Here is a 12,240-nt window from a genome sequence, read left to right as displayed (position 1 = left end):
TCTCATTGAGACTGTCCAACCAAGCTTTTTTGTGCCGACTACCCTAATCGGGGTATGGCTGCCTCTGCTCGTGCTGGCTACCCTAATGTCATGGAGTGAGAAACAAGAGGGAGACACCATGATTCATCCATGTAGTCAGGCCGAGAAAGCCCTGCTAAAAACCAAATTTTACCCTTTCTGGCTGGATGATCCTGACGCTCCCAAAGCCGCAGACAAACTGACATCAGACGTCAGCTGTGACTTATTGATAGTCGGTGCAGGATTCACAGGTCTCTGGGCCGCTATTCAGGCCAAAGAAGCTGACCCGAACCGCAAGGTCATAATCATTGAGGCAGGAACGGCCGCCACGGGTGCATCTGGTAGACCCGCCGCTATTCTATCGACATCGGTGATGCACGGTCTGTCAAATGCACAGCGCCTTTTCCCTAATGATATCTCTCGCCTGGAGGAACTGGGGAAACAAAATATCGACGGTTTTCGTGATGCCATTGATAAATTTAAAATTGATTGTGATTTGGAATGGAGTGGAGAACTCACCGTCGCAGTTGGTGAAGCGGGAATGGCGGATGTAGAAAAAGAGTATTCCCTCTATGGCGAATATGGGCATGATGTCGAACTGCTCAACAAAGAATCACTGGAAAAAGAAATCACCTCTCCCCTCTTTAACGGCGGAGTTTGGTCAAAGCAACGCAGTGGTATTGTCAATCCTGCCAAATTGGCCTGGGGACTGAGGCGCGCTGCGGGCGAACTTGGTGTCACTGTGTATGAATACACACCGATGGTATCGTCGGAACTGACAACAAACGGGGTGCAGGTCGCGACACCTGAAGGTAAGATCAACGCCAATAAAGTTTTGCTGGCAACCAACGCTTTCGCTGCCGGAGATAAACGAATTAAACGAAGAGTCGCTGCAATCAGAGATCGTATTGTCGTGACAGAGCCATTAAGCCCTGAGCAATTAGCACTTATTGGCTGGGAGCATCGTCAGGGAATTTACGATACCCGCACTCAGCTCAACTATATGCGTTTGACCAAAGACAACCGCATTCTATTTGGCGGCCGACTGGGTTACTTTTTTAACAATGATACTGATCCAAGCGCAGATAAGCTGGCAAATGCCTATCTTCCACTGGTCGAAAATTTCTACCGCACCTTTCCCATGCTGAGAGATATTTCCTTCAGTCACGCGTGGAGCGGGCCGATAGGGCTGACAACAAGAATGGCAGTGCACTATCAATCGTATCACCAAGGAAAAATGCTCTATGCTGGCGGCTATTCAGGGTTTGGCGTCACTGCCAGTCGCTTTGGAGCCAGAGTGGCGCTGGCTAAACTCGATGGTGAGGATACGGAAGAAACCCGCATGGCCTTTGCAACAGAATTGCCGGGCTATATTCCTCCCGAGCCCTTCCGCTGGTTGGGCGCAAAAATCACCATGTACTGTTTGGATACTGTCGATGAAAAGGGTGGCTGGCGTCACTGGTGGATAAAGATGGTGGAGAAAATAGGGTTTCCAGTCACTCAAAATGAACTGGGATAACAACTGGTAGAAAAAGGTAATCAATCGCCATGACTACAGTTCTGTGAACAAAACTAGGACTATCATGGCGATTTTAACAAGATGTAACGGTCAGAACTCGGCAAATTCTGAACAATATTTTACAAGACCATATTTTTCAGAAAACGAACCCGGCTCGAGCTCAATAGCCATAAATGCAGAATCGGGTACTGGCCATTGGCAACTTAATCCGGCGTCTGCCGCTTTTTTGAAGCCAAAACGCCCATAAAATTCAGGACTGCCGAGCACAAAGCAGGCTGGGTATCCCAGTTCATAGAGTATCGAGAAAGCTTCACTCACTAAATTTGAAGCAATTCCTTGTCGTTGATACTCGGGTAAAACAGAGATGGGTGACAGAGCTTGCCATCCCAAGTCTTGGCCTTCAAACCAAACAGGGCTGAACATAACATGGCCGACGATCTCTCCATCGTCATTGCAGGCAACAAGAGAGAGTGTGTTATTACCGTTTTCCCGCAAGGCCATCACCAGCTTGGCTTCGGCATCAGTATCAAAAACCTGTCGCAGCATTCGATCAATTTGAAGGATATCTGCAGGTACTTCCGTTCTGATGAGCATCGTTGTTTTGTATCCCTTTTGCCTGAGCGTGCAAGCCTTTATGAATAAAATCAGCCAGTGTCACTAGTCCATGTTTAAGCACAGATGGCAACGAGTCCAGTTCAATACTGTCTAGCAGGTTTTTTACTTCAAGTCCAAGTTCAGTGTCGCCTTCAATCATCAATCGACGCTGAAAGAACAAGGTGTCGGGATCTTCCTTTCTCGCCGCAAGAAGAATGAGGTCGTTCAGATTAGCCTTCATGCTAACATCCGGCTTCTTTGCAGTGTGCGAGGAGATAAGACTCCCCTCTTTGTAACCAATTACGCAGCGGGTATCAATATCAGTAATATGAATTTCCAACCAGCGTCCTTTAAGAAAGGTAAAATCGCCATCTTCCAGTGCTTCTCTGAAAATATGTTGCAATGCTTGCACTAGGATCTCCCGTTGGACGAAATGGGGAGTCAGCTGGAGTGGAAGGCGAAATGCTGCAGGAGTATGAGTGACCAGTTGTGTGTGAATAGTAGAGATCAAAACAGTCTTCGTCGCTTTAAGTGCATAGAGAATCACATTCTATGACAATGTTTCAGTTATTTTTTATGTCTTGAGTCAAAAAAAAGGCTGTGATTGTTCGAAACAGTTAAGCTCTGCCGATGACAAGTATATAGTGTCATGGATATGAATAGTTTGTATCATTTTTTATATCATCTATAGGGAATTTATTGTTGTCATGCCGTTGGAGCAATTAAAACACTGGTTTGCCCACCTAACAGATAACAGCCCATTCCTGTTCGCCGTACTTGATACCAATCATAGTTATCATTGGGTCAGTCAACGATACTCGGAATTGAGTGGCCTACATCCTGATGAACTGGCTGGGAAAAATGACAGACAAGTTCTGGGCAATACCTTTTATCAAACGCTCAAACCTTATTATCAGCAGGCGCTGAAAGGACAGAGTGGTGAAGGTGAAGTGCTTCTGAACGATGGTACACAGTCCACTTGTCTTCATTTTTGTGTTGCCCCTTTAATTGATCCTGAGGGGCCAGGCAACATCAGTGGTATTATTCTCCACGCCTCGGATACATCTGAGCGGCAAATACTGAGCACCGCCCTTGAAGCTGCCGAAAGTAAATTCACTGCTATGTGTCAGGTCGTCAGCGACGGTTGCCTGGTCATTCGTGATGGCTCGGTGATCAGTAGCAATGACAGTGCAGCTCGCCTGCTTGGTTTTAGTAGTCCAGACAGACTGCTGGGACAGATGCTGGATGAGTTATTTATTGGTCAAGAGCTCTCAAAGAATTTGACCGAGACACTGACCTCTGCAACACCGGAAACCCCTTTGTTTGGTGAGCCTCGCCATCTGTCACGTCACACTGTTTATCCCCTCTCATACATACCCTTGAGTCAGGGCACTGTTCAGGAGGGAATGCTGATTATTCGCCAGGACTGTAACAGCGAAGAAGTTGCAAAGAACACGGCCAAACTGATCAACAGTAACCCATTGACAGGTCTCTACAATCGACAGGGATTTTCCCGCTGTCTAGAGCAGTTTATTGCTAATAACGCCAGAATGGTCATGCTGTATCTGGACATCGATAACTTTAAGAATATCAACGACTCATTAGGTCACCACATCGGTGATAAAGTGCTGCAGGATATCTCTCAGAGACTGTTCAAAGCCTTGCCGGAGGGAGCCATCATTGGCCACCTCAGTGGCGATGAATTCGCCGTGATCCTGCCCGACCTCGAATCGGATGAGGCGATCAATTCGATCACAGAACAACTTATATCCGTTATTAGACAGCCTTTTGAACTTCACCATTTCAGTAAATTTCTCACTTGTTCAATCGGCAGTGTTTCTTTCCCGCAAGACGGCAAAGATGTGAAAAGCCTGCTTCAAAACGCTGATACAGCGATGTATGAAGCGAAAGAGCGCGGCAGAAATCAGTTAGTGCCTTATCACCAGAACATGAACAAAGAAGCCCGTATGCGTTTGTGGCTTGAAATTGAGCTACAAAAAGTTCTGCAGAACAAAGGACTGGAAGTTTGGTATCAACCCAAAGTTAATGCGCATGACCACAGCATCAATGGTGCAGAAGCACTGGTGAGGTGGAAACATCCTGTCGAAGGCTACATCAGTCCGGGACGATTCATCCCTGTCGCTGAGCGTTCAGGTATGATTGAGCAGCTTGGGATTAACGTGATGCGAGAAGTTTTTGAAGGTGTTCATAACTGGCAAAAACAAGGCATACTGCCAGGACGGGTCGCAATAAACTTATCCCCTCAGCAATTCCGAAACCCTAATTTGCTGACACAGATGAGCAAGATGCTGCAGGCCAGTAATATCAATCCCTCTATGATCACTTTTGAGCTGACCGAAAGTGCCGTGATGAATGACAGTGATCACACCATTCAAATGCTTAATGGGATCAAAAAAATGGGCTTTACCCTTTCCATTGATGACTTTGGGACGGGCTATTCATCGCTCTCTTATTTGGCACGCTTCCCGTTAGATGAACTGAAAATAGACAGAACATTTATCATGGAAATGGATGCCTTACCCAAACAGGTAACCTTGATTGAAAACATCATCAACCTTGGTCGCTCGCTGGATATGACTGTCGTTGCTGAGGGAGTCGAGACCAGTGCACAGGCCAACAAACTCGCAAGACTTAATTGTGACAGCATTCAAGGCTTCCATTTTTATCGACCGATGCCAAAAGAAGAATTTGAAACCTTGCTACAGCAAAATAAAAAGCCACGGCTTGCTGCATTGCCAAGTCCTGATAAAAGACAGGCCTAAACCTGCCCTAAATCAATAACTCATCGCCATCAGCCTCCTAAAATACGCGCCAAATGATTGATGACCCGCATATTATGCCAACGGGTCAATCTGGAGATGCGTATGGAATTACTTTGCCCGGCTGGCAGCCTGCCCTCATTAAAAACAGCCATTAACCACGGTGCTGACGCTGTCTATATTGGTTTCAAGGATGGAACCAACGCACGACATTTTTCTGGCCTTAACTTCGATGGAAAAAAATTAGAGAAAGCGACTCAATATGTCAGGGATCGCGGCAAAAAGCTGCATGTTGCTCTGAACACCTTTGCCCATCCTGATGGTTTTTCACGTTGGACAAACGCTGTTGATGCCGCTGCTGATATCGGAGTGGATGCACTCATTGTTGCCGATCTGGCAGTGCTTGACTACGCCGCTCGCCGTCATCCAGACATGGAAATTCACCTCTCAGTTCAGGCATCTGCAACCAATGCTGCCTCTATTGACTTCTATCGCCAACATTTCAATATTCGCCGGGTGGTGCTGCCGAGGGTGTTGTCTATTCATCAGGTCAAACAATTATCGCGTGAGACGGATGTCGAGCTGGAAGTGTTCGCTTTTGGCAGTCTATGCATAATGGCTGAGGGCAGGTGTTATCTATCATCGTATCTAACCGGTGAGTCACCAAACACTGTCGGCGCTTGCTCTCCTGCAAAATATGTTCGCTGGCAAGAAACCCCTGTGGGTCTTGAATCAAGACTCAATGGTGTATTGATAGACAGGTACCAAGAGGCGGAAAATGCTGGCTATCCGACACTATGCAAAGGACGCTTCAGTGCAGGAGGCGAGCCCTATCACGCGCTTGAAGAGCCCACCAGCCTTAACACGCTGGATATACTGCCAGAACTTTATGGTGCCAATGTCGCTTCAGTCAAAATAGAAGGCAGACAACGAAGCCCTGCCTATGTTGAGCAAGTGACACGTATCTGGCGACAGGCAATAGACAGTTTTGAGACGCATCCAGAGCAATTCAGAATTAATCCATCGTGGATTGAAAGCCTTGATAATGTGTCAGAAGGCCGTCAAACCACACTCGGCGCGTATCATAGAAAATGGCAGTAACGTAATGACGATGAAATTATCTCTTGGGCCCATTCTGTATTTTTGGCAAAAACAAAGGTTGAAGACTTCTATCAGCAAGCAATAAGCAGCGAAGCAGACATTATTTATCTTGGCGAAACTGTCTGCGGTAAACGGCGATTATTGAAGCCAGCGGATTGGATAGCTATCGGCCGCGAACTGGCAGCAAACGGCAAACAAGTGGTGTTATCCACTATGGCGTTGCTTGAAGCCCCGAGCGAGCTGAAAGTCATCAATACACTTATCGACAATGGAGAATTTGCTGTTGAAGCCAACGATTTCTCGGCAGTACATCTCGCTCATCAGAATAAAGTCCCTTTTGTCGCCGGCCCCGCCCTGAATCTTTATAATGCCCAAAGCCTTGAACTCCTTGTAAAACTGGGAATGACTCGCTGGTGTATGCCCGTTGAGCTATCTCGCGATTGGCTGACCAAAGCCCTCCGACAAGCTGAGACACTCAATATTCGCGATCAATTTGAAGTAGAGGTATTCTCATACGGCCATCTGCCACTCGCCTACTCTGCCCGCTGCTTTACCGCCCGAGCCAAAGACTTGCCCAAAGACAATTGTCAGACCTGTTGCAGCGAATACCCGCAGGGTATACCTGTGAGTAGTCAAGAGAACCAGACGCTCTTTAACTTAAATGGCATTCAGACCCAGTCAGGCTATTGCTATGATTTGAGGGACGATTTGTCGTCAATGGAAGGGTTGGTTGATGTGATACGAATCAGTCCACAATCTATGGAAAGCCTCTCGGTACTGGAAGACTTTCGTACAGGCAACCGATTGATTTCAAGTAATAACAGCTGTAACGGGTACTGGCGAAGTATTGCTGGGATGTCATTAGACACTTGAACACTCTAGGCGAGTACTCGCCTGTAACATCAAAGAAGCTGAAATCGAGAGATTTCAGCTTCCTCAATGGTTATCGATATTCGACAGGCTGAAACTTCTGTGCCATCAAACTGAGCTCAAGTAATGCGTATCTGTGCTCAACAAACTGAAACACATTGCCCGACATTGCAAGTTTATAGAGTGCAACGGCATTTTCGTTATCACCATTAAACTGGTACTGCTTAGCTAAGTAAAAGTACGCTTCACACAAACGCTCAGCGAGTTGGATGTTATCTTCACTGGTCAGGGTTATGTTATCGAGAAAATCTCGCTCACTGACCTCACCAAGGTAAAAGCGCACGATCTGCCATCCCCAGTCTTCTCTGTTAGAAGCCTGATAACGCTTACCCAATTGCTCTATCGCAGCCGGTTCACCGTAGAGTTCACGTTCAGAAAGAAACAGCCAGAGTGCACGGTAAGCATCTTGTGTATTTCTGGAAAAATGCGCGCTTAAACGCTGCTGTGCGAGCTCCTGTCTGCCACCATAATAAAGGGCGATACCAAGGTTTTGGGCAGCGAAATCAAACTCTCCATCCAGTTCAAGACTTGATTCAAACGCATCATATGCCGCGTCAAACAGGCGACTTTGGGTAAAGTAAACGCCGAGCATGTTAAATACATCCGATTGAGATGGGTTCAGTGCCAGTGAGCGATTAAACTCCAGTTTAGCCAGATCACGAAGGCCCAGACCATCATAGAGCAGCCCTCTTTGATAATGCAGACGGGCAAGCTCCTTATCATTGAGTTCGCTTTGTTGGAGGATCTGATCAATATGAACCAGCTGAATTTCCTGCTGAGTCGTTGGCTGGAGTGGCATGGCCACTGGTAATGTCGACCACTTATGCGATTGGCCGGCATCAGGCATTGATGAGCATCCAGACAGAACGCCCAGACTCACTATCACTAACAGGCTTACCCATTTGACCATCTTCTTACTCCTGCGCACAAAAAAGGGAGCCAAAGCTCCCTTAAACTCAATGTAATACGTCGTTATCTGTACCCGACGATCACGCGTCAGCGTCTTGCTGACCCGCGTCCGCTGCTGGTGCACTCGCTGCTGCATCTGCTGCAGCTTCTTTCATGCTCAGACGGATACGGCCCTGACGGTCGATTTCCAGAACTTTAACCTGAACATCTTGACCAACCTGAACGTAATCAGCAACTTTGTCAATGCGCTTATCAGCAACCTGAGAAATGTGTACCAGACCTTCTTTGGTACCAATCACAGAGACAAAACAACCGAAGTCAACGATGCGGGTTACCTTACCTGTATAGATACGGCCAACTTCCACTTCTGCTGTCAGCGCTTCAATGCGTTCAATGGCTGCTTTCGCTTTTTCGCCATCGGTTGCAGCAATCTTCACTGTACCGTCGTCTTCAATCTCGATGGTAGTCTCAGTTTCTTCAGTCAGTGCACGGATAACCGCACCACCTTTACCGATAACATCTTTGATCTTCTCTGGGTTGATCTTAATGGTATGGATACGCGGAGCAAATTCAGAGATATCATCACGGGCACCATCAATTGCCTGATCCATCACACTCAGGATGTGCAGACGCGCACCTTTTGCTTGGTTCAGAGCGATCTGCATGATCTCTTTAGTGATACCTTCAATTTTGATATCCATTTGCAGCGCAGTCACGCCGTCATCGGTACCAGCTACTTTAAAGTCCATGTCACCCAGATGATCTTCATCACCAAGAATGTCAGACAGAACGACAAAGTTTTCATCTTCTTTCACAAGACCCATTGCGATACCCGCAACAGATTTCTTGATTGGAACACCCGCATCCATCAGCGCAAGCGAAGAACCACATACTGATGCCATTGATGATGAACCGTTAGATTCTGTGATTTCAGAAACCACACGAACGGTATAAGGGAATTCTTCCTGAGATGGCATCACAGACATCATGCCGCGCTTCGCTAGCTTACCATGGCCGATTTCACGACGTTTTGGTGAACCAACAAAACCCGTCTCACCCACACAGTAAGGAGGGAAGTTGTAATGCAGTAGGAAGTTATCTGTGCGCTCGCCAGTGATCTCATCAATGATTTGCGCATCACGCTGAGTACCTAGTGTAGCAGTAACCAAAGCCTGCGTTTCACCACGGGTAAACAGAGAAGAACCATGGGTACGAGGAAGAACGCCAGTGCGTACATCCAGTGCACGAACCATGTCTTTCTCACGGCCATCGATACGCGGCTCACCAGAGATGATACGGCCACGAACAACCGCTTTTTCAAGGCTGCTCAGCATGCCCTGAATCTCACGCTCATTCAGCTCTTCGTCCTGCTCAAGCAGTTGCTCAGTTACGCTTTGCTTAATCTGGCCAACCTGTTCGTAGCGCGCCATTTTCTCTGTGATTTGGTATGCAGCTACAAAACGCTCTTCTGCCAGCTCAGCAACACGTGCTTTCAGCTCGACATTTACTTCAGGTGCTGACCATTCCCACGCTGGAGTGTTCACTTCAGCAGCGAATTCTTTGATCGCAGAAATAACAGTCTGTTGCTGGTCATGGCCAAATACAACAGCTTGTAGCATTTGCTCTTCACTCAGGCGATCTGCCTGAGATTCCACCATCAGTACAGCGTTATCAGTACCGGCAACTACCAGGTCCAGTTGGCTGTTTTCAAGCTCTGTATTACTTGGGTTCAGAACCAGCTCATCGTTGATAAAACCAACACGCGCAGAACCGATAGGACCCGCAAAAGGAATACCTGAGATTGCCAATGCCGCTGAAGTACCAATCATGGCAACAATGTCAGGGCTCACATCTGGGTTGACGGAAACAACAGTCGCAATAACCTGTACTTCGTTCTTAAATGCATCTGGGAACAGTGGACGGATTGGACGGTCAATCAGACGTGCTGTCAGGGTTTCGCCCTCAGATGGACGACCTTCACGTTTGAAGAAGCCACCAGGGATCTTACCAGCTGCATAGGTACGCTCTTGATAGTTTACCGTCAACGGGAAGAAATCCTGACCTTCAACGGCCTCTTTACGGCCAACAACACTTACGAATACTGATGTATCGTCCATGCTTGCCATCACTGCTGCCGTCGCCTGACGAGCCATAACGCCAGTTTCCAGCGTCACAGTGTGGTTACCGTATTGGAAAGATTTTACGATTGGATTCACGTGATTATCCTTGTTTGATAAGTATCTTTGTCTCGATACCCAATTAATCATTTGTCTCAACAGACACACCCATCGCGACTAGTGGCAACACTCTGAATCAGAGAATGTTGGCAATAGTCGCGACCTGATGGTCGACTTCGTTGACTGTGTTATCTGTTGAAATCGCCACATATTATACACAGGTTACAGGGAAGTGATACGCGCAAGAACAAAATCATAAGGGTGTCTTTAGTATAGACAGCAACAGCCGACAACCCGTCGGAGTTTGTCAGAAATACCAGTCGCATTTCGTATAGAAAGAGAGACAAAGAGGCAGGATAGGGAAATAATACGAAGGTAAAAACAAAGAAAGGAGCCATAAAGGCTCCTTTCTGGAATGCGGCGACAGATTAGCGACGCAGACCCAGACGCTTAAGCAGCTCCAGGTAACGATCGGCGTTTTTGCGCTTCAGGTAGTCCAGAAGCTTACGACGACGTGAAACCATGCGAAGCAGACCGCGACGGCTGTGGTGATCACCTTTGTGCTCAGCGAAGTGGCCTTGCAGGTGGTTGATAGAAGCAGTCAGCAGAGCGATTTGAACTTCTGGTGAACCGGTGTCGTTTTCGCCTTGCGCGTATTCAGCAACGATTGCTGCTTTAGTTTCTGCATTCAGAGACATTGTCTATTCCTAAATGTAAAAGGTTTATCTTTGTGTCAGCCAATCTCTGATTCAGCCGACACCCGAGGCGACGAATTCTACAGGTATTGACTGAGTAAGACAACACCCATTTATCCGCCACCGCCAAGTCAGTTATTTCGCTGACCAGAGACAAGACGACGTGGCGCAACCATGCCGTCTGCATCAATTTCTGCCACCCCAATAAAGGTGCGTTCTTCACCGACAGTCATACGGACAAAGCCACTGTCAGGCGCAGTTGGTACCTGTACGGCCTGCCCCTGCATGACATAGCTGGAAACAACGGGAAGAAGGTTAACCTCTTCCAGATCCTGTACCGCTGTATCTTGTGCCAACAGTAACGGGTCAAGTAACTCGCGAGGCTGAATATCCTGCTCACGGGCTTGATCCAGCAGTTTTTCCAATTGACCAAGAGTGACCATCTTTTCAATTGGGTAACCGGATACACCAATACGGCGTAGTGCGGTGACATGAGCGCCACAGCCCAGCATTTCACCCAGGTCATCGACGATAGTGCGAATATAGGTGCCTTTTGAGCAGTGTACTTCCATCTCGATCTCGTCGCCGTTGAACTGTAACAACTCGATTTCATAGACAGTGATCTTACGAGCTTCACGCGGGACTTCAATTCCCTCACGGGCATACTCATAGAGTGGTCGGCCCTGATATTTTAATGCAGAAAACATTGAAGGGACCTGCATGGTATCACCGCGGAACTGGGCAATACAGCGCTCAAGCTGACCACGATCCACAGCTACAGGACGGGTCTCTACCACTTCGCCGTCTGAGTCTGACGTGTTAGTCCGCTCGCCAAGTTTGGCAACAACGCGATAACGCTTGTCAGAATCGAGAAGAAACTGGGAAAACTTAGTCGCTTCGCCAAAGCAGATCGGCAACATGCCGGTTGCCAGAGGGTCTAACGCTCCGGTATGACCTGCTTTCTCAGCAAAGTAAATACGTTTAACTTGCTGTAATGCATCATTTGACGTGATGCCTGTCGGCTTATCCAGCAGAATGATCCCGTCAACCGGACGTCCGCGGCGGCGTGCTCGGCGGGCCATCAGTCTTCTTCTCCGTCAATATCACGGCGTTTTTCATCCGATCTTACTGCCTGAGAAACCAGGTTGGAGATACGCATCCCCTCAGTCAAAGACTGATCGAAATAAAAGCTGACTTCTGGAGTAACACGTAGACGGATTGCTTTGCCTAGTAGGCTGCGGACATAACCTGCGGCCTCTTTCAGTGCTTCAAGACCACCTTCAGGTGTTTGTTCACCTGTAGTCAGGAACGTAACAAATACTTTGGCATATGCCAGATCTCGTGACACTTCAACGCCGGAAACAGTCACCATACCAATGCGCGGGTCTTTAATTTCACGCTGCAGGATCAATGCGATTTCTTTTTGTATCTGCTGGGAGACACGTTGAGTACGGCTGAATTCTTTTGCCATAACCTTCTTCTCTTCATAAAGACTGGGGGAAAGTGCCGAGCACTTC

The 12,240-nt window shown here is 47.6% G+C and carries 10 protein-coding genes and 2 pseudogenes; 5 read left to right on the top strand and 7 right to left on the bottom strand.

The genetic code is table 11. The annotated features are described in order from the left end of the window. The first annotated feature begins 31 nt into the window (after nucleotides 1–31). The gene (locus tag A8L45_RS09485; protein ID WP_217492149.1) at nucleotides 32–1,537 is read left to right on the top strand and encodes an NAD(P)/FAD-dependent oxidoreductase; all 1,506 of its coding nucleotides are present in this window, start codon (nucleotides 32–34) and stop codon (nucleotides 1,535–1,537) included. A gap of 90 nt (nucleotides 1,538–1,627) precedes the next feature. Here A8L45_RS09485 and A8L45_RS09480 read toward each other — a convergent pair whose 3' ends face one another. Further along, nucleotides 1,628–2,131, bottom strand: coding sequence for a GNAT family N-acetyltransferase (locus A8L45_RS09480; RefSeq protein ID WP_068901604.1), 504 nt, complete (start codon nucleotides 2,129–2,131; stop codon nucleotides 1,628–1,630). Beyond that, entirely contained in the window at nucleotides 2,088–2,642 is a 555-nt protein-coding gene (gene ubiT / locus A8L45_RS09475; protein WP_068901679.1) for a ubiquinone anaerobic biosynthesis accessory factor UbiT, read from the bottom strand. The genes A8L45_RS09480 and ubiT overlap by 44 nt, the downstream gene beginning before the upstream one ends. 196 nt (nucleotides 2,643–2,838) lie before the next feature. On the opposite strand from ubiT, the pseudogene A8L45_RS25715 reads away from it, so the two are divergent. The 4 genes and pseudogenes from A8L45_RS25715 to A8L45_RS09460 form a co-directional block, all read left to right on the top strand. After that, nucleotides 2,839–4,050 (top strand): annotated as a pseudogene (locus tag A8L45_RS25715) (sensor domain-containing diguanylate cyclase); the annotation flags it as partial. Then, entirely contained in the window at nucleotides 4,027–4,914 is an 888-nt protein-coding gene (locus tag A8L45_RS25710) for a putative bifunctional diguanylate cyclase/phosphodiesterase (protein ID WP_432416291.1), read from the top strand. The pseudogene A8L45_RS25715 and the gene A8L45_RS25710, both read left to right, overlap by 24 nt. A gap of 102 nt (nucleotides 4,915–5,016) precedes the next feature. After that, entirely contained in the window at nucleotides 5,017–6,012 is a 996-nt protein-coding gene (ubiU, locus tag A8L45_RS09465) for a ubiquinone anaerobic biosynthesis protein UbiU (protein ID WP_068901600.1), read from the top strand. A 10-nt stretch (nucleotides 6,013–6,022) separates the two neighbouring features. After that, nucleotides 6,023–6,885, top strand: a pseudogene (locus A8L45_RS09460) (U32 family peptidase). 70 nt (nucleotides 6,886–6,955) lie between these two features. Here A8L45_RS09460 and nlpI read toward each other — a convergent pair. The 5 genes from nlpI to rbfA all read right to left on the bottom strand — a co-directional run bounded on the left by nlpI (nucleotide 6,956) and on the right by rbfA (nucleotide 12,194). Beyond that, entirely contained in the window at nucleotides 6,956–7,852 is an 897-nt protein-coding gene (gene nlpI / locus A8L45_RS09455; RefSeq protein ID WP_068901598.1) for a lipoprotein NlpI, read from the bottom strand. 79 nt (nucleotides 7,853–7,931) lie between these two features. After that, on the bottom strand, nucleotides 7,932–10,067 hold the full coding sequence (pnp, locus tag A8L45_RS09450; RefSeq protein ID WP_068901596.1) for a polyribonucleotide nucleotidyltransferase: 2,136 nt from the start codon (nucleotides 10,065–10,067) through the stop codon (nucleotides 7,932–7,934). 389 nt (nucleotides 10,068–10,456) lie between these two features. Further along, complete coding sequence (rpsO, locus tag A8L45_RS09445) at nucleotides 10,457–10,726, bottom strand: 30S ribosomal protein S15 (protein WP_068901594.1); 270 nt, start codon at nucleotides 10,724–10,726, stop codon at nucleotides 10,457–10,459. 128 nt (nucleotides 10,727–10,854) lie between these two features. Beyond that, entirely contained in the window at nucleotides 10,855–11,805 is a 951-nt protein-coding gene (gene truB / locus A8L45_RS09440) for a tRNA pseudouridine(55) synthase TruB (RefSeq protein WP_068901592.1), read from the bottom strand. Then, nucleotides 11,805–12,194: a 30S ribosome-binding factor RbfA gene (gene rbfA / locus A8L45_RS09435; RefSeq protein WP_068901590.1), complete on the bottom strand. Its 390-nt coding sequence runs from the start codon at nucleotides 12,192–12,194 to the stop codon at nucleotides 11,805–11,807. The genes truB and rbfA overlap by 1 nt, the downstream gene beginning before the upstream one ends. Nucleotides 12,195–12,240: the final 46 nt, after the last annotated feature.

This window comes from Veronia pacifica (genome assembly GCF_001707825.1).
Taxonomy (GTDB): domain Bacteria; phylum Pseudomonadota; class Gammaproteobacteria; order Enterobacterales; family Vibrionaceae; genus Veronia; species Veronia pacifica.
Note: the sequence above shows the minus strand (reverse complement) of the source record. Positions and strands in the feature narration are given on the sequence as shown.

Bases quoted from the DNA above. Each gene is read 5' to 3' on its own strand.
- rbfA (WP_068901590.1), bottom strand. From the start codon at position 12,194: ATGGCAAAAGAATTCAGCCGTACTCAACGTGTCTCCCAGCAGATACAA.
- A8L45_RS25710 (WP_432416291.1), top strand. From the start codon at position 4,027: ATGTATGAAGCGAAAGAGCGCGGCAGAAATCAGTTAGTGCCTTATCAC.
- A8L45_RS09480 (WP_068901604.1), bottom strand. From the start codon at position 2,131: ATGCTCATCAGAACGGAAGTACCTGCAGATATCCTTCAAATTGATCGA.
- nlpI (WP_068901598.1), bottom strand. From the start codon at position 7,852: ATGGTCAAATGGGTAAGCCTGTTAGTGATAGTGAGTCTGGGCGTTCTG.
- truB (WP_068901592.1), bottom strand. From the start codon at position 11,805: ATGGCCCGCCGAGCACGCCGCCGCGGACGTCCGGTTGACGGGATCATT.
- rpsO (WP_068901594.1), bottom strand. From the start codon at position 10,726: ATGTCTCTGAATGCAGAAACTAAAGCAGCAATCGTTGCTGAATACGCG.
- ubiU (WP_068901600.1), top strand. From the start codon at position 5,017: ATGGAATTACTTTGCCCGGCTGGCAGCCTGCCCTCATTAAAAACAGCC.